Genomic DNA, 20,849 nt, shown 5'->3' with positions numbered 1-20,849 from the left:
TGAGAGGCTTTTTATGTTGGTCTACTAGGACTCGAACCTAGAAAGACTGCACCAAAAACAGTTGTGTTACCATTACACCATAGACCAGCAGTGCGATTAAGCGAGTGCAAAATTAAAACTTTTTTTAGTTTACACAAACTTTTTTCAACAAAAAAATCAATCTTTAAGAATTAGCGAATCATACCACTTCCTTTTTTTCCGCTCTCAAGTTTTTCTTTTCACCTCAAAAACTCACACAAACCTCATAAAATCAACTTCTTGTCCAAAACAACAAGAACCCCAGATTTATTCTTATCCAGCCTGCTTATTTTTTTTTATAAGCCCCAACTTTCGCTCATATCTTAAAACAAACGGAAACATCAAGGCATAAAAAAAGCCTCTCGAATGAGAGGCTTTACGTTGGTCTACTAGGACTCGAACCTAGAAAGACTGCACCAAAAACAGTTGTGTTACCATTACACCATAGACCAGTAAAAGCGGTTAAGCGAGTGCAAATTTAAAGCTTTTTTTAGTTCGCACAAGCTTTTTGAAGAAAAAAAATCATTTTTTCTTGTTTTTTTTTCTTCAAAATTCGTAACATTCACACAAGTATTTCACAAACAACACCTTACTTCAGCCAAATACTTTTACAGATTTTTTTGTTAATGCTCGTTTCTTTAGACAAAAAAACATTTTCTTTGTACGATAGAAAAATTACAAAATTTTAACACCTAAATATGGCACAATTCAATTTCAATAAATGGAATACTATTGTTGGTTGGTTTGCATTCGCAATCGCTTTAATCACCTATACCTTAACCGTTGAACCCACTATGAGTTTTTGGGATTGCGGAGAGTATATCGCCACCGCAGCTAAACTAGAAGTAGGTCACCCACCCGGAGCTCCTTTATTTCAAATGATGGGTGCTTTTTTCGCGATGTTCGCGACAGACGCACAACATGTCGCCTTAATGGTTAATATGATGTCGGTTTTCTCAAGTGCGTTTACAATCCTATTTCTGTTTTGGTCTTCTTCTATGATTTTAAAAAAAATTGTAGGGCGTTTTGCCGAAATCGACCAAAACAATTCAATTGTTATTTTAGGAAGTTCATTTGTTGGAGCACTTGCCTATACTTTTTCTGACAGTTTCTGGTTTAATGCCGTTGAAGCCGAAGTTTACGCCATGGCCTCCTTATTAATTGCCTTGCTTTTCTGGCTTGGTTTACGTTGGGAGCAGGATATGGATCAGCCAAAAGGAAACAAATGGCTGTTAATCATCTCTCTTGTTATCGGACTTTCGTTTGGAGTTCACTTTATGGCTTTATTAACCATTCCTTCAATCGGGTTCCTTTATTACTTCAAACATTACGAAAACGTTACGATCAAAAATTTCCTTATTGCCAATGTTGTGGTAATTGGTGTTTTACTTTTTATCTTCAAACTGCTTTTACCTTTAACCATGGAAGCCTTTGCAGATACTGAAGTTTTTATGGTAAACAGCTTTGGACTGCCTTTTAACTCAGGAACTATTCTTGTAACGTTGATTCTAATCGCTTTCTTCTATTTTGGATTAAAATTCACCAAACAAAAAGGATTGATTTTTTACAATACTGTCATTCTTTGTATTCTATTTATATTTATCGGATTCTCTACCTGGATAATGCTTCCTGTTCGCGCTAACGCCAACACTGTAATTAACGAAAACAAGCCTTCTGATGCTGCTGAAGTATTAGCTTATTACAATCGTGAACAGTATGGAGTAAACCCGCTGTTTTACGGCCCGCAGTATACCGAAGTTTTTGCTGGTCTTGATGCAAAAAATCCTTATTCAGACAAAGCACCTAACTACGAAAGAGATTATAAAACAGGTAAATATATCATTACCAACAATTTTAAAAACGCTCAGCAAAATACAGACGACAATCAAAAAACGATTCTGCCTAGAATGTGGAGTACCGAAACAGGACACATTCAAAACTATATCAATTTCTCCAACCCTCCTCAATTCAGAATTAACCCAAATTACGACTACGAGCAGGATTTAGGAAAATACGGAATCGATGCCAGCCAATTAAGCGAAGAGGAATATAGTAAAGCTACTGCGCAATTGCGTAATGAAGTTGAAAAAACTGTTTCGGAATTCAGAAAAGCCTATGCTCAAAAACAAATTGACAATGAAGGTTATGTGAAATTCTTAAAAAGCTATGGCGATTACCTAATCATCGAAAAACCATCTGCTGTAGATAACTTTGGCTTTATGTTCGAATACCAATTCGGATATATGTACTGGAGATATTTGATGTGGAATTTCGTTGGACGTCAGAGTGACAATCAGGGAAAATACGATAATATTGACGGAAACTGGATTAGCGGGATCAAAGCCCTTGATTCCTTACACCTTGGCTCTCAGGACAATTTACCTTCTGACGTCACAAACAACAAAGGAAGAAACGTTTATTACTTCCTGCCTTTTATTTTGGGACTCATCGGATTAATGTACCACGCCAATAAAGATTTAAAAAGCTTCTATGTTCTTTTAGCTTTATTCTTATTTACCGGAATTGCTTTAAAAATATACTTAAACGAAAGACCTTTTGAGCCGCGTGAAAGAGATTATGCCTTGGTAGGATCTTTTTATGTATTTGCCATCTGGATTGGATTTGGCGTTTATTCACTTTACGAAAGCATCCAGAAATATGTTGCCCCTAAAATTGCCGGCCCAATTATTATTGCAGCAAGTTTATTGGCTGCTCCTATTTTAATGGCTTCTCAAAACTGGGACGATCATGATAGATCAGGAAGATATACCGCTGTTGCAATGGCAAAAGCTTATTTGAACTCCTGCGATAAAGACGCTATTTTATTTACCATTGGAGACAATGACACCTTCCCACTATGGTACGCTCAGGAAATCGAGCACATTAGAACAGACGTTAAAATCGTAAACACCAGCCTGTTCATGACCGATTGGTATATCGACCAAATGAAAGCAAAAGCATACGAGTCTGACCCGTTGCCAATCTCTTTTACACACGATCAGTACGTGGGTGACAAATTGGATTATGTAGCACATATCCCAAAAATTGATACCCGCTGGAACATCAAGGACTTTATTGATTTTATTAAAAATCCAAAATCAACTGTAGGCTTACAAAACGGACAAACAATCCATTTCTATCCTACGAACAAAATCAGAGTTCCTATAGACAAAAATGTCATTATCAAAAACAAAGTCGTAAATCCAAAATACAACGATTCTATAGTTTCTTATATGGATATTGACATCAAAGGAAGCGCATTATACAAAAATCGCTTAATGATGTTAGACATTTTAGCTAACAACAATTGGAAAAGACCAATTTATTTTAGCGGAGGTGCTTTTGACGATGAAGATTATTTATGGCTAAAAGATTATTTACAACTGGATGGTATGGTCTACAAATTAGTTCCTATTAAAAATGTACCTTCAAAAGATGGAGGACCAATGGATATGGGACAGATGGATACTGACAAAACTTATAATATTGTAATGAAATGGGACTGGGGTAACAGTAATGGTAACATTTATCACGATCCTGAAACCAGAAGAAACAGCATCACATACCGTACTAATTTATCCCGTTTGATGGATCAGCTTATCACTGAAGGCAAAATAGATAAAGCTAAAAAAGTGATCGAACTGGCAATGACAAAAATGCCAGTAGACAAATTTGGCTATTATTCATTAGTAGAACCTTTTGCAGGCGGATATTACAAAGTAGGAGAAACTGCTAAAGCACATGATTTGCTTAACAAACTAGTTCAAAAATACAAAGAAGAACTAAACTATTATGCAACTCTGACTCCTAATGACCAAACCGACTTAGCAATTGACATTATTACTGACATCGAACGCTACAGAAGCTTATTACAAGTGATGAAAGAAAATAACGATCTTACTTTCTACGAAAAACATAAGGTAACATTTAATACTTATGTAAATGTTTTCGAACGCTTTGGAAGAGAAAAAGAATAAGTTACGAAAAACATAGCAATTAAAAAAATGCAGCGCCGCTTGATTAGTAGCGCTGCATTTTCTAATTTTACATATCTGTAAACCACTACAAAATGAGCTTTTATTGGGTAAAAACAAATTCATTCATTAAAAAGGTGTTTTCTAAATATTGTTGGGACATTCCAAACAACGAAAAGAAAATATACCTCACCTTTGATGATGGCCCAACTCCGGAGATTACAGACTGGGTTTTATCCGAATTAAAAAAATTTGATGCAAAAGCCACTTTTTTCTGTATCGGAAAAAACATAAAAGCCAACCTGTCTCTGTTTGAAAAATTAATCACAGAAGGACATTCCATTGGCAACCACACCATGAACCACGTTAACGGCTGGAAAAGCCAAACCGATGATTATATTCAAAATGTACAGCATTGTGCTGCAGTTCTGAAAGAGGAAAAAACGTGCAATCTTATCTTTCGCCCGCCTTACGGGAAAATCAAAAAGGCACAATCTAAAATCCTGCGAAAATTAGGGTATAAAATTATCATGTGGGACGTTCTAAGCGCCGATTTCGATCAGAGTATCACCCCTGAGAAATGTCTTGAAAACGTAACTAAAAATGTAAAGTCAGGAAGTGTAATTGTATTCCATGACAGCATAAAAGCATCTCCAAATTTAAAATTTGCCCTGCCTAAAACCTTACATTTTTTAAAAGAAAATGGTTATACATTTGATATTATTCACTAAATAATATCGTTAAGAAGTAATATTCTATAAATTAAATTGTTCCTGGACAATTCCTATAATCGTGTTCGCATCAAGCTCTCCGGATTGTCTCCAGATCATCTGCCCTTCTTTATAAATCATTAAAGTAGGAAGTCCTTTAATACGCAGTGCTTCTGCTAATTCTTGATTTTTATCCACATCAATTTTGATCACCTTGGCTTTATCGCCAAGTGCAGCCGCAACATCCTTAATTACAGGATGCATCGATACAGATGATTCGTTCCAATCGGTGTAAAAATCAATCAACACTGGAACTTGAGCATTTATAAGTTCTCCAAATTTTGACATAAAACCAAAAATTTAATTCTTTTTTAATCTTTTAAAAAGAGATAATTATATACAAATGTAGCATTTTTAACGAATTAAGCCACATTGTTCCCTTTTTTTAGTTCAATCACGGTTATTTCGGGCATAATCCCTACACGTCCCGGATAAGCGTGAAAACCAAATCCACGATTCACATAAACGTATCGGCCTGCATTTTCATACAGCCCTGCCCATTGCTTATAGATATACTGCGCAAGGCTCCATTTAAAATAACCCGGAATTTCTATCCCAAATTGCATGCCATGTGTATGTCCTGACAGTGTTAAATGAAACTTTTTCGGATGATTTTTAATTTCGTATTCCCAGTGCGTCGGATCATGACTCATCACCACTTTAAAATCGTCCTGAGTGACATTCTCAGAGGCTTTGTTTAAATCTCCTGCCTTTTTAAAATTCTGTCCCCAGTTTTCTACCCCAATCAGTGCAATTTTGTCATTGCCTTTTTGAATGTATCGGTGTTCGTTTAACAAAAGGTCGAATCCGATCTGACCGTAAAGATTCTTAATTTCTTTGAAGTTCTCGTCTTTTTCTTTTTCAGAAGGCCAGGTTACATATTCACCATAATCATGGTTTCCTAAAACCGAAAATTTACCATATTTATAATTCTTTATTCTTTTAAAGGTTTCCAGCCAGGGATGCATTTCTTTAGCATGTGTGTTGACAATATCTCCGGTAAACAAAATTAAATCGGCTTCCTGAGCATTAATCAGGTCAATTGCATAATTGATCTTATCCGGATTGTCAAAACTTCCACTATGAACGTCGGATATCTGAGTAATTTTAAACCCGTCAAAAGCATCCGGAAGATCCGGAAAAAAGATCGTTTGTTTGATTACTTTAAAATTATATTTTCCTTCAAAAATTCCATAAATCAAAGAAAGAAAAGGGACTGCTGCCAACCCCAAGCCAATCTGACTGATAAATTTTCGCCTTGACGGAATAGCTTCTGAACCATTTGAATTGTAGACAAAATAATTTACTATTCCTGCTCCTAATCTGAAAATATCTTCGCCAAACATGATTAGTGTCAGCACAATTTTTGGTACATAAACCAACAGCATCAAACCGGTCGTAAACATAAACTGTCTCGTTTGTCCAACGGAGCGGTCAACCTGTGAAAAAGAATACATGATAAAAATTAAAAGCAGTAAACTTATAATTTGATACCCTACCAACACCCATCTTAATTTGATCAAAGTGCGAAAGGCCTGATACGAATAGAACTCAATAAATAGAAGAAGAGCGCAAAGAATTAGAAACTTAAGGATCATTATTTATAGTTTTCAACAAAGTAACAAAGAATGAAAATTGTATAGCTTTTTATTATCAAAAATTTAACGCTGGTAATAACAAAAAGCTGACAGATTACTCTACCAGCTTTTTTTCTACCAAATTTTTTAAAACCTTTTATAATCCACAACAGGTCTACCATAGTAAACTATGTTGTTTTATTTTTGAGCTTTTGCCGCTTCTTTTTTCGCTTTTTTATCTGCTTTTTTGTCTTTTTTAGGCGCTTTTGCTTCTTTTACAGGGGCTGATTTCGCTGGGGTTGTTTGCGCGCTTACCATTGCAGTTGTTCCTAAAACAGCTACTGCTAACATTACTAATTTTCTCATGATTTTAGTTTTTATAATTATTAATATCTTCATTTATTATACCTCAAAGATATTATCGGAAAATGAAGATTAAATGAAGATTGAGCTCCTCTGAAAAAATTAACGTTTAATTATGTTTTACCGTTTCCGGAAACAACAATGTAAAGATTGTTCCTTTATTTATTTCAGAAGTAACTTTAATTTCGATATGATGAAAAGACGCAATACTCTCGGCAATAGTGAGCCCCAAGCCCTGACCGTCCTGATCTGAACTGATTCTGGCAAACCTGTTGAATATATGCTGTATTTGAGAATCACTCATCCCAACACCGGAATCTGCTATCGAAATAAAATAATTATGGTTCTGAAAACCATCCGTGATGGTAATACTGCCTTGAGATTTATTGTATTTTATAGCATTGGTAACCAAGTTATAAATAAGAATATGAATTAGCGTTTTATTTCCTGTAAAAACATAATAATGCTGCATCGTATTCACAAACTGAATTTCTCTGTCCTCAATTCGATCTTGCAAGTCCTCCTGCAGATCGTTAACAATCTCATGAAAATTTATATACTCGTTTGCTTCATACTGATTGTTCTCTATTCTGGAAATCAACAATAAGTTATTGATGATTTTTTTTAGCATGTCTAATGTTCTCAGCGATCCTGCGATTTTATCGAATGCATTATCGTCTAAGGATTCATTTTGTAATAAGTTCTCAAACTTACTTTTAAGCAGCGCAATTGGCGTTAGAAGTTCGTGGGAAACATTCGAAATAAACTGTTTCTCTTTTTTAAAAAGTTCCGCAATACGGTCCATCATTTGATTTAAAACAAAATCAAGTTCCCTGAAATCCCTCGATCTGGCTTTTATAGGGGTATGATCAAAAGCTTCAGGTTCATTGACCCGCCTTATTTTAGTGTCAATAATTTTATAAAAAGGCTTCAGTAAATATTCAATGTAAAAAGTATCAGCCAAAAAAGTAATAAGCAATATAACTACAAAAACAATTATGATAAAAAAACGAATGATAAAGGTAAGGTCTTTTACTTCTCCTAAACTGCTCCCAATTTCCAGCTGATATCCCTGATTTCCATAAGTAAAATGATACTGCAAAATTCTGTATTCATTTTCTTCCCCTTCAATAATCCGATAGTCATTACTAAAAACAGGTTTTTTCTGATCGGGTTTCAGAGAAGACTTAGAGAGTACCAAAAACTCACTGTGAAGAGTTGAAAACTGTGAGTACGTTTCGGTCGAATCACCTGAATTTTCAATAAAATCATCAATCTCATTTTGATTCAGATGCTCAATAAATTTCTGTTTCTTTTCGAGTAAGCCGTTATTAATATGCCTGTACACCACATTTTCGACCAAAATAGGCAGCATCAACCATAAAATCAAAATAACCAACAGTCTTGTCAGCGCATTAAAAATAGCCAATTGATGTTTTATTTTCACAGTCCTTACTATTTATTCGTTTATACGATACCCTACGTTTCTCACCGTTTCAAACCAGTCAATTTCTGTATGTTTGTCCAACTTTTTTCGAAGATTCCGAACATGGACATCAATAAAATTAGAATCGGAATTGACCTCCAGAATGTCTCCCCAAATATGTTCTGTCAATTGCAACCTGGTAATCACTCTGTTTTTATTGAGGACCAAATATTGAAAAATATCAAACTCCTTTTTGGTGAGATTAATGGGCGTTTCATCATAACTCACTTTATAATCCTGAAGCTGCAGTAAAAAACCATGAATGCTTAAACTATTCAAAGTAAAACCATGCATCCTTCGAATGACCGCAAACAATCGCGCACTAAGCTCTGTTAGAGCAAATGGCTTAGTCAAATAATCATCGGCACCTAAATGCAAGCCGTTTATTCTATCATCGAGTTCACCACGGGCTGTAAGTACAATAACTGCCATTTTCGATTTGGTTTTTCGAACCGTTTTCAGCACTTCAAACCCATCTCCGTCAGGCAAACCAAGATCCAGAAGCATAGCATCATAGTCATTGCTGTTTACTTCTTCTAAAGCGTCACCACAATTGTGAACAATTTTACAAACATAACCCGCATTACACAGAAAGTCATAAACCTCTGCCGCAAGTTCTTTATTATCTTCAACAATCAAAACATTCATAATACAGCATTTAAGTGCAACTAAATTTAAGCAATTATAAAAAGCATCGTTGCGCATTATTAAAAAAATTAACGAATAAAAAAAGCCAGTAAATTTCTTTACCAGCTCTTTTCAACCTCTTTCCTCATAATCATTACTTCTGTTTTGCCTCGTTTACAATTCTTCGCAAGCAAAACGAAAACAATTTTTACTACTTCATTTTAGTTGTTTCTGCTTTTGGAGCTTCGCTTTTTTGCGATTTCATTTTTTTATCAGCTTTGTTTTTGTGGTGCTTAGTTGCTTTTATTTCTTTCACAGGAGTTGGCTTTGCCGGAGCTGTTTGTGCACTAACCATTACACTTGTTCCTAAAACTGCCACGAGTAACATCATTAGATTTTTCATAACTTTTGATTTAAATTGATATTTTATTTTACACTTTTATTATCTTATTTTTTTTCTTTTGGGGCTTCTGTTTTTACTGCTTTTGCTTTTTTATCAGATTTGTGTTTAGGATGTTTTGTAACTTTTACTTCTTTAGGAGGAGCCGGTTTAATACCTTTAGCAGGAAATGCACTTACCATAACACTTGTTCCCAAAACGGCCACTAGTAACATTAATAAATTTCTCATGATTTCTAAATTTTTATATTAATACCTTTTATTTTACAGATCAAATTTACCCCTGCAATATGAAGACAAAATGAAGAAATCGTACCCGTTTAGAAATTTAACTTTATTTTATAAAAAAACGACGGAAATACTCCCGTCGCTTCTTCTTTATAGATGTTGTTTTTAGAAACCTAATCCCAGAGCCATAGCCGTAACAGTTGGTGTAAAGCCAATCGTTTTGCTTGCTGCACCTGATGTTAAGTTAATTTTATATACGGACTGTACACCACTAACAGTTAATATTGCGAACGCCTCATTACTGGTCCCTCCTATATCAAACCCATTCATTCCTGTTGTCATTACTCCCAAACTACCCACCAACACCAAAGTTCCGTTATTTGGCGGATTTTGAAGATAGAGATTATTCGTTCCTGAATCAATAACAAACAACTGTGTAGTTGATGCTTGTGCAAAATTATTAGTATAAGCAGCAGCCGTAACCGATGGTGTCCCCGGATTAAGAAGAACATCAGTAGCAGCAACTACTCCCGTATCCGGATGCAGTCGAAGATTTTGCCCGGTATTACTCACCACACGTATTCTATCGACGGTTGGATTAAAATCAAATCCAAAATTCTGACCAGATAACGATGGCGATAATCCAGTCCCAACCGCAGTAGTCTGACCATTTGAAATATTAATCGTTAACAGTCTGCTTTGATTTGTTAATGCGTAAAGAGCTCCGTTTGCAGGTCTGAAATCCAGACCAACTACCTGCTCACTTGTAGCCATCCCGGTTAAAGCAACAGAATTTGAAGTTCCCGTTACCGGGTTCAACCTGTACAAAATATTGGTCTCCGTGGTTGCATAAGCGATTGGTTTTGTCTTAAATGCTATTTCAATAATTTGTTGGGTAAAAACTCCAACCCAACCTGCTTCGCCAGTCATTAAGTCAATCGTATATAATCTGGATTCATTGTTTTTAGTATTGACTGCTAATGCCAAATTCGTATCAGCCTCAATATCAAAACCTCCTATTCCTAAAAAATCAACTTTCAAACTTCCAATTTCCTGAATTTTTCCATCATTTGGAGGATTCTGCAGATATACTTTGTCGGTAGAGTAATCAATATCGAATAATTGAGTTGTGGTACTACCTGAGAAACTATTAGTATAAGCAACCGCTCCAATCTGAGCATTAGCGACACCATTTATACTTCCGTCTGTCGCTACTACAGTTCCTAATTCAGGATGCAGCCTGAGATTCTTGCCGTTATTAGACACCAAACGTATCCTGTCGACTGTTGGGTTAAAATCGATAGCAGAAGATGTCCCTTCGATCAAAGGCGTGAAAGGTCCTGCTCCGAGCGGTGTCGCCAACCCTGAATTTTCATTTATAATGTACAATCTGCTGGTAGAGCCCAAACCATAAAGCTGTCCCGTTGAAGGTCTGTAATCAATACTTATAATATTTTCTCCCGATTGCAATCCAGTTATAGCGTAAGAACGAACAGGAGTCTTTAAATCTCTGGCTTTAAAATAAAAAATCTTATTGTCATTTGTCAGCGCTGTAAAGTCTACAGGAGGAGCAATACCAGGTGTTGGTACCGGTTCAGGTTGCGGAACCGGAGTTCTATCGTCATCATTAGAACAGGCTCCAAAAAATGACATTAATCCCATTACGAAAATGGATCTCGACATACGTATATTTTCTCTCATAACACATTGTTTTTTATTTACTTACGACAAAACCTTCCTTCTGGTTTGGTTCTTTTTTAAACTTCACAGAAAAAAATTAAATCCTTCCTGCTATAATCAGGAAAAACAAATAACAAATTAATTTGTGTCCTAATATTATATCGATATTTGTAACTTTGAAAATTGAATTGATAAACTGAACATATGTCGTCACAAAAACGCCTTTTTTTACTTGATGCTTACGCTTTAATATTTCGCGGCTACTACGCCTTCATAAAAAACCCAAGGATCAACTCCAAAGGAATGGATACATCAGCGATCATGGGATTCATGAATTCGCTTTTAGATGTTATCAAACGTGAAAAACCGGATCATTTGGCTGTAGCTTTTGATAAAGGCGGAAGCCAATTGCGAAACGAATTATTCCCTGAATACAAGGCTAATCGCGATGTGACGCCTGAAGCCATTAAAATTGCTGTTCCTTATATCTGCGAATTGTTAAAAGCCATGCACATTCCAATTATTGAAGTGTCAGGTTTTGAAGCTGACGATTTGATTGGAACGATTGCCAAACAAGCCGAGAAAGAAAATTATAAAGTTTTTATGGTAACTCCGGATAAGGATTTTGCTCAATTGGTTTCGGAAAACATCTTTATGTACAAACCTGCCCGCATGGGAAATGGAATTGAGATTTGGGGAGTTCCTGAAGTCTTGGCAAAATTCGAAATCGAGCGTCCGGAACAAGTTATCGATTTTCTTGGAATGATGGGTGATGCTGCCGATAATATTCCGGGACTTCCGGGAGTGGGTGAAGTAACCGCCAAAAAACTCCTAAAAGAATTTGGAACGATGGAAAACCTATTAGCCAATACTGATAAGCTAAAAGGAAAAATGAAAGAGAATATCGAGGCCAATAAAGAAAAAGGATTGTTGTCTAAAAAATTGGCAACCATTTTATTAGATTGCCCGGTAACCTTTAACGAAGATGATTATGAATTAGTTCGTCCTGATATTGAAAAAACCGATGCTATTTTTCAGGAACTTGAGTTCAGACGAATGGCAGAGCAATTTGACAATTTGTTTAAAACAGGAAGTGGAAATGAAACAGCAGCTTCAGCTCCGGTTTCTGATGCTAAATTATACAAAAAGCCACAACCCAAAAACGAAGATCAGTTTGATCTTTTTGGAGGCGGTTCTACCGAAGAAAATACCGAAGCAACCCGAACTTCTTTTTACAATACTCTCGAAAACACGCCTCACTCCTATCAGGCCATTCAGGGAGATCTTGGTATAAAACTACTTTTGCAAAACCTGCAAAATCAGACTTCTGTTTGTTTTGACACCGAAACTACAGGTTTAGATGCTTTGCATGCCGAGTTAGTAGGTATTGCTTTCTCATACGAAAAAGGAAAAGCTTTTTACGTTCCGTTTCCGGAAAATCAGGAAGAAGCTCAGACTTTAATTGAAAAATTCAGACCTTTCTTTGAGAATGAAAACATCGAAAAAATAGGTCAGAACTTAAAATACGATTTAAAAATTCTTTCCAATTATGATATTACCGTAAAAGGAAAGCTTTTTGATACGATGATTGCGCACTATCTGATCAATCCGGATATGCGTCACAATATGGATGTTTTATCAGAAACCTATTTGAAATATGCCCCTAAACCGATTGAAGAACTGATTGGTAAAAAAGGAAAAAATCAAATTACAATGCGCGATGTAGCTCTTGAAGACATCAAGGAATATGCTGCCGAAGATGCTGATATTACGTTGCAGCTAAAAGAAATTTTTACAACAGAATTAGACAAAACTGAGACTAAAAAACTGTTTGACGAAATCGAGATTCCGTTAGTAAGCGTTTTAGCAGCTATGGAAACCGAAGGAATTCGTCTGGATGTTGAGTTTTTAAATGCAATGTCTAAAGAAATGGATGTAGAGATCAAATCTTTAGAACAGCAGATATACGAAACTGCCGGAGAAAAATTCAACTTAGCTTCTCCGAAACAGCTGGGTGATATTTTATTTGATAAACTTAAAATTGGCGGAGCCAAGCAAAAGAAAACCAAAACCGGGCAATATGCAACCGGCGAGGAGGTTTTGACTTATTTGGCCAACGATAACCCGATCGTAAAACAAATTCTGGACTGGCGTCAGATGGTGAAATTGCAAAGTACTTATATACTGGCTTTACCGGAACAAGTAGACAAAAAAACATTACGCGTTCATACTGATTATATGCAAACTGTTGCTGCAACAGGACGTTTGAGCTCTAATAATCCGAACTTGCAAAATATCCCGATTCGTACTGAAAGAGGCCGCCAGATTCGTAAAGCTTTTGTCGCTCGCGACGAAAACCATACCTTAATCTCTGCCGATTACTCGCAAATAGAATTAAGAATTATTGCCGCCTTAAGTGGAGAAGAAAATATGATTGCTGCTTTCCAGAACGGAGAAGACATTCACAAAGCTACGGCTGCAAAAGTATTTGATGTGCCGCTAGACGAAGTTTCACGCGAACAAAGAAGCAATGCCAAAACTGTAAACTTTGGTATTATATATGGTGTTTCTGCTTTCGGATTAAGCAATCAAACTTCATTATCCCGTAGTGAAAGTACTGCTTTGATTGAAGCCTATTATAAAACATACCCAAGATTACGTTCCTATATTAATGAACAAATAGAATTTGCACGCGAAAAAGGTTACGTACAAACTATTCTTGGTCGTCGTCGTTACTTAAAAGACATTAATTCTGCAAATGCTGTAGTTCGTAGTGCCGCCGAAAGAAATGCCGTAAACGCACCAATTCAGGGAAGTGCTGCCGATGTTATTAAAATAGCGATGATCAACATCCATAAAAAATTAAAAGAAGAAAACTGGAAATCTAAAATGCTACTTCAGGTTCATGATGAGCTTGTGTTTGATGTGCACAACGACGAACTTGAAAAAATTCAACCCATGATCAAACATGAAATGGAAAATGCTTTTATAATGAGTGTTCCTTTAGATGTTGAACTTGGTTTGGGTAAAGATTGGTTGGAAGCGCATTAATTATTTTTTTTAAAAACTTTAGAATGGAAAACCTACCACACTTTGAACCAATCAATCCACAAGAATTAAAAGAGTATTACGTCGTTAAAACTGATTTAAACGAAAGAAAAATAAACATTGATTTAAACTTTGAAAACAATTCTATTGATGAAGATGCAATTCAAACAATCAAAATTTTTCTTGAAAACATCAAAAAATTTGATCAGCAAAATAAGTTGTATATAAATAATGATTTTGCAGAAGGAGACGGCGAGACAAAAGATTATATAAATTTTTATTTTGACGAACTTGATCAAGATGAAATATCAAACATAATTGATATTCATGATATAGACACTCCAAAAGAAATTCTACTTCTTAATGAATTAAAATTAAATAGAATTGGACTTTATCCTGACGGCAAATATAATACAAACTATTATGCTGTGTTTGATTACTCGATAGATATTGATGGCGAACCCTGTGAACAACTTTTAGTAGTTAAAACTAACGAAAAAGGAGATTTAGATCATATCGCCTGGGAAAGTTAAAAGCATAAAAAAACCATCAGCTGCAACTGATGGTTTTTTTTATTATCTATTTTTTTCTTGTCGATTCTCTTTCTTTCAACTTCGTCTTAATTACGATAGTTTCATAATCTGAAGTTTCACCTTCAGGCTCTTCCAGTCTTTGAATAAGTCTTTTGGCAGCAACCTCACCAATTTCAATTCCGTGCTGACTTACTGTTGTTAAACTTGGTGACAAGCGTCTTGAAGCCAAAATACCGTCAGCAAAACCAATAATCGAAATATCTTCAGGAACTTTATACCCTTTTTTCAAACTTACTCTCAAAGCTGCAACTGAATCATTTTCATCTAAAGCAAAAATAGCATCAATTTTATGCTCAAAAATGGCATCAATTTTGGCTTTCATATCTTCTTCGGAGTCGGTACGAAGAATGATATTCTCATTTATCGTAATATTATTGTCTTTTAATGCTTTTAAGTAACCATCTGCTCTTAATTTTCCAACGCTTAAATTGTCTACTGACGAAATCAGAGCAATATTTCTGCATCCTAAATCAATTAAATGCTGTGTTGAGTTTAAAGCAGAATCAAAATCGTCTACCACCACTTTATCACATTCTACTCCATCAGCAATTCTATCAAACATCACAATAGGAGTTCCATCGCTGATAATATCCGAAAAATGACCATACTCTTCTAATTTTTGCGCTTCTTCAGATACTGATAATATAAATCCGTCAATAGTTCCGTTGCTTAACATTTCAAGCGTATGAACTTCTTTTTCCAAAGATTCATTCGAAATACAAGTGATTACATTATATCCTTTTTTATCTGCTACTTTTTCGATACCACTAAAAACCTTTGCGAAAAAGGAGTTCAATATATTAGGTATAATTACTCCTATTGTTTTGGTTTTACGATTCTTTAAATTCAAACCAATAACATTCGGTTTATAATTTTTGAGTTTGGCATACTCTTTAATCTTCACCTTTGTTTGCTCACTAATCTCCGGGCTATCATTCAATGCCTTAGAAACAGTCGATACAGAAACACCCAGTTCCTTCGCAATTTGTTTTAGAGTTGCTTTAGCTTTCATTTAAAAATAAATTTTATGTAATTAATACAAATATAGTAGAATTACCTAAAATAAAACAAAAAACACGTTATCCTATTTAAAATTTCAACGCGTTTTTTAAATAAAATTAAAATAAGCTTCTTTTCTAAAACCGCAAGTCCTAAAATTTCGTTAATACCTTAATACATGTTATTAACCTTTTAAAAGTCCTTGATTATGAAAAACGAAGTTAAAATTCATGAAGTAGATCCTTCATTGAATAACAGAAGGAGCTTTCTTAAGCTTAGCGGTCTTACATTAGTTGGTGCCGGTTTGATTATGGCTGGTTGCAGTGATAATGACAATGATAACGAAATGGAAGACACTACGTTGCCCGGAATCCGAAACGGCGTCTTTGATTTAGGATCCGGTGATTTTGGAGTATTAACCTATGCGTATGCTTTAGAACAGCTGGAAGCCGACTTTTATACTAAGGTTGTAAACGCAGCAAACTTTAATGCCACTTTTAATCCTATCGAACGGCAGGTACTAACAGACCTGTATCATCACGAAGTAATTCACAGAGATTTTTTCAAAGCTGCTTTAACCGGAGCGCTTCCTGATCCGAGCTCTCAATTACTTCCTTCCTTAGCTTTTAACTACGGTTCTTTGAATTTTAACAGTCGTACCGAAGTTCTTGCTACAGCAAAAGCGTTAGAAGATACCGGAGTTGCTGCTTACAACGGAGCGGGAAAATTAATTAAAAGTGCAGACTATTTACTTTTAGCAGGAAAAATTGTTTCGGTAGAAGCCAGACACGCATCAGCCATAAGAAGCTTAATTAATCCTAACTCTAAAGATTTTGCCGGCGATGATATTGTAAACGCAACAACAGGTTTGGATGCAGCACAAGATCCTTCAAAAATTCTACCAATTGCAGGAGGCTTCATTACAACAAAATTTACAGCCAAATATTTACCTTAATCTTAACAAGCTAAAACTTAGAAATTATGAATATTTTAAAATTTATAGAAACGTTTACTGATGATAGCTTGATGAGAAGCACTGGTTCAAGAAGAGACAGTTTTAATCAGTTTGGAAGTATTGGAAAAACATTAGCCTACGCATCAATCCCTTTCGGATTATCAGCAATGGCAAATAAAGCATTGGCAAAAGACATTACCGCAACACCCGCAACTCCTATTGGAGCCTTGCAATTTGCCTTAACTTTAGAATATCTGGAAAACGAATTTTATGCTATGGCATTAGATTCCGGAGTAATTCCGGCATCAGAAAATGGCGGACGCGATTTAAAAGTTTTTCAGCAAATAGCAGCACACGAGTCCGATCACGTTAAGTTTTTGATAGCAGGACTGGGCGGACCAGCAAGTGCAAATTTTGTTGCCAAACCTACATTTGACTTTACCGTTGGAGGAGCTTTTGATCCATTTCATGACTACCCAACCTTTTTAGCATTAGCACAAGCCTTTGAAGATACGGGCGTTAGAGCCTACAAAGGTCAGGCAGCAAATTTAATCACTACACCTGATTTATTAACTGCCGCATTACAAATTCACTCCGTAGAAGCCCGTCATGCTTCTGAAGTACGACGTTTAAGAGGATTAAAAGGATGGATTTCGAATAGTGAACGAGGCGCAGGAATGCCCGCTGCAACACAAGCTGTTTATGATGGTGAAGGCGTTACGGTGCAAGCAGGATTCAACACGGCAGCTGCATTTGGAGCTTCTGCAGGGTCAGAAGCTTATGATGAGCCACTTACGACACAACAAGTCGTTGATATTGCAAATTTATTTATTGTTTAGTCAAAACAATTCTAGATATTGAACCACCTTCGCGTTATTGTGAAGGTGGTTTTTTTTTATTGTTTTAAATCAAAAACTGATGTCCTGATTTTCAGCAGATAAAATATTCTTTTCAGGTATTTGGTTTTAAAATAATTAATTGTACTTTTGCATCCCCTTTATTGGGGATGGAATGTTTAATTAAAATAATATTATGGACGCATTAAGCTACAAGACAATTTCAGCTAGCAAAGCCACTGTAACTAAAGAGTGGATTGTTGTTGATGCTGAAGGTCATAACTTAGGTCGTCTTGCTTCAAAGGTTGCAATGATCTTAAGAGGTAAGTACAAACCAAGTTACACACCGCACGTTGACTGTGGAGATAACGTAATTGTTATCAACTCAGAAAAAATTAACCTTACAGGTACAAAAATGAATGACAAAATTTACATGCGTCATACAGGTTACCCAGGAGGACAAAGAACTTTAACTGCTAAAGTATTGCAATCTAAAAATCCTGCATTATTAGTAGAAAAAGCTGTAAAAGGAATGTTACCTAAAAACAAATTAGGAGCTGAACTTTTTAGAAATCTAAATGTTGTTGTAGGTGCTGAGCATACTCACGGAGCTCAAAAACCTAGAACTGTTAACCTAAACGATCTTAAGTAATGGGAGTTATTCACAAAATCGGTAGAAGAAAAACCGCTGTTGCACGTGTATATGTTTCTGAAGGAACAGGAAAAATCACTGTAAACAAAAAAGAATTCGCAACTTACTTTCCAACTGCAACTTTACAATACAAAGTTTTACAACCATTATCTATGACAGAAAATGCAAGTAACTTTGATGTAAAAGTAAACGTTTACGGAGGTGGTTCAACTGGTCAGGCAGAAGCTGTAAGAATGGCATTAGCACGTGTAATGTGTGAAGTGAACATCGAAAACAGAGCTATCTTGAAACCAGAAGGTTTATTAACAAGAGATCCAAGAATGGTTGAACGTAAGAAATTCGGTCAGAAGAAAGCTCGTAAGAGATTCCAATTCTCTAAACGTTAATATTTACCTGTCTTGTGCATTTGGTACAGGACACCATCAATTATTTATTGAAATTAAAAAACACAGTTGTTGTTGCTCTCCTATTGAGGTAGGAAATAGTTTAGCATCTAAATGGGTTAAAAGTCCGAAAGACGAAAGTCTGAAGGCCTTAAAGTTTGAAGCCTATAGCGTAATGCTTAGTGCCTAAAGTAAAAAAAACACATTGCTAATCAACAGAACGTAAACTAGTACAAAAATGGCAAACAAAATAGAAGTTAAAGACTTACTAGAAGCAGGTGTTCACTTTGGACACATGACTAGAAAATGGGACCCAAATATGGCCCCTTACATTTATATGGAGCGTAATGGTATTCACATTATCAATCTATATAAAACTGCAGCAAAAATTGAAGAAGCTAACGAAGCTTTGAAAAAAATCGCTGCATCAGGTAGAAAAATCTTATTCGTAGCTACCAAAAAACAAGCAAAAGACATCGTTGCTGATAAAGCAAAAGCTGCAAACATGCCTTACATCACTGAAAGATGGCCAGGTGGAATGCTAACTAACTTTGTTACTATCAGAAAGGCAGTTAAAAAAATGTCTTCTATCGATAAAATGAAGAAAGATGGTACTTTCATGACGTTATCTAAAAAAGAGCGTTTGCAAGTTGATCGTCTACGTGCTAAATTAGAGAAAAACTTAGGTTCAATCGCTGATATGTCTAGACTACCTGCAGCATTGTTCGTAGTAGATATCAAAGCTGAACACATCGCAATAAAAGAAGCACAAAAATTAAACATTCCAGTTTTCGCAATGGTTGATACGAATTCTGACCCAAGAGAGGTTGATTACGTTATTCCTGCAAATGATGATGCTTCTAAATCAATTGACAAAATTTTATCTTTAGTAACTGCTGCTGTAATCGAAGGTCTTTCTGACAGAGGTTCTGAAAAAGAAACTGAAGCTACAGAAGAAGCTGCTCCTGCTGCTGTAGAAGCTGCACCAGCTGTTGATGCTGCTCCTGCAACTGAAGAATAAATCAAATTTTAAATTCCAAATTTTAAATTCTAAAATCCAAACACAAATTAAAAACGTTATGTTGATAATTTAATAAAATTGGAGTTTAGAATTTAAAAGATGGAATTTTTACTTTTAACATTAAAATTCAAAATATTATGGCAACAATTACTGCTGCAGACGTAAATAAATTAAGACAATCTACAGGTGCCGGAATGATGGACTGTAAAAAAGCTTTAGTTGAGGCTGACGGAGATTTCGATAAAGCTATACAAGTCCTTAGAGAAAAAGGACAAAAAGTTGCTGCTAACCGTTCTGACCGTGAGTCTTCTGAAGGAGCTGCTGTTTCTTTTATCAATGCTGACAATACTAAAGGAGCTATCATCACTTTAAACTGCGAAACTGATTTCGTAGGTAAAAATGAGGCTTTCGTAACTTTAGCTAAAGAATTAGTTGAAAAAGCTATTAACTTCTCTTCTAAAGAAGAATTTTTAGCTTCAGATTTCAACGGAATTACTGTTGCTGAAAAATTAATCGAGCAAACTGGAGTTATTGGAGAAAAAATCGAAATCGGTGGTTTTGAAATTTTAGAAGGTGCTTTTGTTGGATCTTATGTTCACGTTAACAAAATTGCTGCATTAACTGCAATTTCTGCTGCAATTCCTAACGCTGACGTTTTAACTAAAGATGTTTCTATGCAAGTTGCTTCTATGGGAGCTGATACATTATCTTACAAAGATTTTGATCCTGCTTTCGTTGAATCTGAACTTGCTGCTCGTATTGCTGTAATCGAAAAAGATAATGAAGAAGCAAAACGTTTAGGAAAAACTTTAAAAAATGTTCCTAAATATATTTCTTTCTCTCAATTAACTGAAGAAGTTTTAAAACAAGCTGAAGAAGATGCTAAAGCTGAATTAAAAGCTGAAGGTAAACCAGAGCAAATTTGGGACAAAATTATCCCAGGAAAAGTTCAACGTTTCATCTCTGACAACACTACTTTAGATCAGGAAAAAGCTTTGTTAGATCAAAACTTTATCAAAGATGATAGTAAAAAAGTTGGTGATTACGTTACAGGATTCAACGTTGAAATCACAGGTTTCAAAAGAGTTACTTTAGGTTAATATATTATTTCAATATTTAAAAAGCCCGAATATTAATTTATTCGGGCTTTTTTTTATGCGGAATATTTATTTGTGAAATGTTATTTGTGAGATGTAAAATATGAAGAAGTTAGAATAGTGCCCTGAATCTATTTCATCTT

Annotated in this window: 19 protein-coding genes and 2 tRNA genes; 10 read left to right on the top strand and 11 right to left on the bottom strand. The window is 35.4% G+C overall.

Annotation, left to right across the window (positions count from 1 at the left end; translation table 11 throughout):
* Positions 1 to 16: 16 nt before the first annotated feature.
* Positions 17 to 87, bottom strand: a tRNA-Gln gene (locus AC3IS6_RS08205).
* Positions 88 to 399: 312 nt separating this feature from the next.
* A tRNA-Gln gene (locus tag AC3IS6_RS08200) sits at positions 400 to 470 on the bottom strand.
* Positions 471 to 716: 246 nt separating this feature from the next.
* Here AC3IS6_RS08200 and AC3IS6_RS08195 point away from each other — a divergent pair.
* Positions 717 to 3,995, top strand: a complete 3,279-nt coding sequence (locus AC3IS6_RS08195) for a glycosyltransferase family 117 protein (protein ID WP_489164442.1) — start codon at positions 717 to 719, stop codon at positions 3,993 to 3,995.
* A gap of 92 nt (positions 3,996 to 4,087) precedes the next feature.
* Complete coding sequence (locus AC3IS6_RS08190; protein ID WP_489164441.1) at positions 4,088 to 4,723, top strand: polysaccharide deacetylase family protein; 636 nt, start codon at positions 4,088 to 4,090, stop codon at positions 4,721 to 4,723.
* Positions 4,724 to 4,747: 24 nt separating this feature from the next.
* Here the strand turns inward: AC3IS6_RS08190 and AC3IS6_RS08185 are convergent, their stop codons facing one another.
* The 8 genes from AC3IS6_RS08185 to AC3IS6_RS08150 form a co-directional block, all read right to left on the bottom strand.
* A complete protein-coding gene (locus AC3IS6_RS08185; protein ID WP_068844990.1) occupies positions 4,748 to 5,050 on the bottom strand; it encodes a thioredoxin family protein in 303 nt (100 codons plus the stop codon).
* A gap of 74 nt (positions 5,051 to 5,124) precedes the next feature.
* Positions 5,125 to 6,360 carry a metallophosphoesterase gene (locus AC3IS6_RS08180; protein ID WP_489164440.1) on the bottom strand — a complete coding sequence of 412 codons (1,236 nt, stop codon included), beginning with the start codon at positions 6,358 to 6,360 and terminating at the stop codon, positions 5,125 to 5,127.
* 177 nt (positions 6,361 to 6,537) lie between these two features.
* Positions 6,538 to 6,705 carry a hypothetical protein gene (locus tag AC3IS6_RS08175; protein ID WP_489164439.1) on the bottom strand — a complete coding sequence of 56 codons (168 nt, stop codon included), beginning with the start codon at positions 6,703 to 6,705 and terminating at the stop codon, positions 6,538 to 6,540.
* A 106-nt stretch (positions 6,706 to 6,811) separates the two neighbouring features.
* Positions 6,812 to 8,149 carry a sensor histidine kinase gene (locus tag AC3IS6_RS08170; protein WP_489164438.1) on the bottom strand — a complete coding sequence of 446 codons (1,338 nt, stop codon included), beginning with the start codon at positions 8,147 to 8,149 and terminating at the stop codon, positions 6,812 to 6,814.
* Between the two features lie 12 nt (positions 8,150 to 8,161).
* Complete coding sequence (locus tag AC3IS6_RS08165) at positions 8,162 to 8,836, bottom strand: response regulator transcription factor (protein ID WP_489164437.1); 675 nt, start codon at positions 8,834 to 8,836, stop codon at positions 8,162 to 8,164.
* A 190-nt stretch (positions 8,837 to 9,026) separates the two neighbouring features.
* Entirely contained in the window at positions 9,027 to 9,218 is a 192-nt protein-coding gene (locus AC3IS6_RS08160; RefSeq protein WP_489164436.1) for a hypothetical protein, read from the bottom strand.
* Between the two features lie 44 nt (positions 9,219 to 9,262).
* Complete coding sequence (locus tag AC3IS6_RS08155; RefSeq protein ID WP_489164435.1) at positions 9,263 to 9,445, bottom strand: hypothetical protein; 183 nt, start codon at positions 9,443 to 9,445, stop codon at positions 9,263 to 9,265.
* 162 nt (positions 9,446 to 9,607) lie between these two features.
* Complete coding sequence (locus AC3IS6_RS08150; RefSeq protein ID WP_489164434.1) at positions 9,608 to 11,143, bottom strand: DUF4394 domain-containing protein; 1,536 nt, start codon at positions 11,141 to 11,143, stop codon at positions 9,608 to 9,610.
* A gap of 183 nt (positions 11,144 to 11,326) precedes the next feature.
* On the opposite strand from AC3IS6_RS08150, the gene polA reads away from it, so the two are divergent.
* The gene (gene polA / locus AC3IS6_RS08145) at positions 11,327 to 14,173 is read left to right on the top strand and encodes a DNA polymerase I (protein ID WP_489164433.1); all 2,847 of its coding nucleotides are present in this window, start codon (positions 11,327 to 11,329) and stop codon (positions 14,171 to 14,173) included.
* A gap of 23 nt (positions 14,174 to 14,196) precedes the next feature.
* Positions 14,197 to 14,703: a DUF2004 domain-containing protein gene (locus AC3IS6_RS08140; RefSeq protein WP_489164432.1), complete on the top strand. Its 507-nt coding sequence runs from the start codon at positions 14,197 to 14,199 to the stop codon at positions 14,701 to 14,703.
* 46 nt (positions 14,704 to 14,749) lie between these two features.
* On the opposite strand, the gene AC3IS6_RS08135 is transcribed toward AC3IS6_RS08140, so the two are convergent.
* Entirely contained in the window at positions 14,750 to 15,775 is a 1,026-nt protein-coding gene (locus AC3IS6_RS08135; RefSeq protein WP_489164431.1) for a LacI family DNA-binding transcriptional regulator, read from the bottom strand.
* Between the two features lie 195 nt (positions 15,776 to 15,970).
* On the opposite strand from AC3IS6_RS08135, the gene AC3IS6_RS08130 reads away from it, so the two are divergent.
* The 6 genes from AC3IS6_RS08130 to tsf all read left to right on the top strand — a co-directional run bounded on the left by AC3IS6_RS08130 (position 15,971) and on the right by tsf (position 20,709).
* Entirely contained in the window at positions 15,971 to 16,717 is a 747-nt protein-coding gene (locus tag AC3IS6_RS08130) for a ferritin-like domain-containing protein (RefSeq protein ID WP_489164430.1), read from the top strand.
* 26 nt (positions 16,718 to 16,743) lie between these two features.
* On the top strand, positions 16,744 to 17,556 hold the full coding sequence (locus AC3IS6_RS08125; protein WP_173964134.1) for a ferritin-like domain-containing protein: 813 nt from the start codon (positions 16,744 to 16,746) through the stop codon (positions 17,554 to 17,556).
* 193 nt (positions 17,557 to 17,749) lie between these two features.
* Entirely contained in the window at positions 17,750 to 18,205 is a 456-nt protein-coding gene (gene rplM, locus AC3IS6_RS08120; protein WP_026983738.1) for a 50S ribosomal protein L13, read from the top strand.
* Entirely contained in the window at positions 18,205 to 18,591 is a 387-nt protein-coding gene (gene rpsI, locus AC3IS6_RS08115) for a 30S ribosomal protein S9 (protein ID WP_017497947.1), read from the top strand. The genes rplM and rpsI overlap by 1 nt, the downstream gene beginning before the upstream one ends.
* A gap of 235 nt (positions 18,592 to 18,826) precedes the next feature.
* Complete coding sequence (gene rpsB / locus AC3IS6_RS08110) at positions 18,827 to 19,609, top strand: 30S ribosomal protein S2 (RefSeq protein ID WP_173964135.1); 783 nt, start codon at positions 18,827 to 18,829, stop codon at positions 19,607 to 19,609.
* 137 nt (positions 19,610 to 19,746) lie between these two features.
* Entirely contained in the window at positions 19,747 to 20,709 is a 963-nt protein-coding gene (gene tsf, locus AC3IS6_RS08105) for a translation elongation factor Ts (RefSeq protein WP_489164429.1), read from the top strand.
* Positions 20,710 to 20,849 lie beyond the last annotated feature (140 nt).

The sequence above is a fragment of the Flavobacterium sp. KH_035 genome, from assembly GCF_057839565.1.
The sequence above is the reverse complement of the archived record's forward strand: the minus strand, read 5'-3'. Positions and strand labels throughout refer to the sequence as shown.

Excerpts from the sequence above, each read along its gene's own strand:
- AC3IS6_RS08195 (WP_489164442.1), top strand. The coding sequence starts at position 717 with ATGGCACAATTCAATTTCAATAAATGGAATACTATTGTTGGTTGGTTT.
- rpsI (WP_017497947.1), top strand. The coding sequence starts at position 18,205 with ATGGGAGTTATTCACAAAATCGGTAGAAGAAAAACCGCTGTTGCACGT.
- AC3IS6_RS08150 (WP_489164434.1), bottom strand. The coding sequence starts at position 11,143 with ATGAGAGAAAATATACGTATGTCGAGATCCATTTTCGTAATGGGATTA.
- AC3IS6_RS08125 (WP_173964134.1), top strand. The coding sequence starts at position 16,744 with ATGAATATTTTAAAATTTATAGAAACGTTTACTGATGATAGCTTGATG.
- AC3IS6_RS08185 (WP_068844990.1), bottom strand. The coding sequence starts at position 5,050 with ATGTCAAAATTTGGAGAACTTATAAATGCTCAAGTTCCAGTGTTGATT.
- AC3IS6_RS08155 (WP_489164435.1), bottom strand. The coding sequence starts at position 9,445 with ATGAGAAATTTATTAATGTTACTAGTGGCCGTTTTGGGAACAAGTGTT.
- AC3IS6_RS08135 (WP_489164431.1), bottom strand. The coding sequence starts at position 15,775 with ATGAAAGCTAAAGCAACTCTAAAACAAATTGCGAAGGAACTGGGTGTT.
- AC3IS6_RS08190 (WP_489164441.1), top strand. The coding sequence starts at position 4,088 with ATGAGCTTTTATTGGGTAAAAACAAATTCATTCATTAAAAAGGTGTTT.
- AC3IS6_RS08160 (WP_489164436.1), bottom strand. The coding sequence starts at position 9,218 with ATGAAAAATCTAATGATGTTACTCGTGGCAGTTTTAGGAACAAGTGTA.
- AC3IS6_RS08175 (WP_489164439.1), bottom strand. The coding sequence starts at position 6,705 with ATGAGAAAATTAGTAATGTTAGCAGTAGCTGTTTTAGGAACAACTGCA.
- polA (WP_489164433.1), top strand. The coding sequence starts at position 11,327 with ATGTCGTCACAAAAACGCCTTTTTTTACTTGATGCTTACGCTTTAATA.
- AC3IS6_RS08165 (WP_489164437.1), bottom strand. The coding sequence starts at position 8,836 with ATGAATGTTTTGATTGTTGAAGATAATAAAGAACTTGCGGCAGAGGTT.
- AC3IS6_RS08180 (WP_489164440.1), bottom strand. The coding sequence starts at position 6,360 with ATGATCCTTAAGTTTCTAATTCTTTGCGCTCTTCTTCTATTTATTGAG.
- AC3IS6_RS08130 (WP_489164430.1), top strand. The coding sequence starts at position 15,971 with ATGAAAAACGAAGTTAAAATTCATGAAGTAGATCCTTCATTGAATAAC.
- rplM (WP_026983738.1), top strand. The coding sequence starts at position 17,750 with ATGGACGCATTAAGCTACAAGACAATTTCAGCTAGCAAAGCCACTGTA.
- rpsB (WP_173964135.1), top strand. The coding sequence starts at position 18,827 with ATGGCAAACAAAATAGAAGTTAAAGACTTACTAGAAGCAGGTGTTCAC.
- tsf (WP_489164429.1), top strand. The coding sequence starts at position 19,747 with ATGGCAACAATTACTGCTGCAGACGTAAATAAATTAAGACAATCTACA.
- AC3IS6_RS08140 (WP_489164432.1), top strand. The coding sequence starts at position 14,197 with ATGGAAAACCTACCACACTTTGAACCAATCAATCCACAAGAATTAAAA.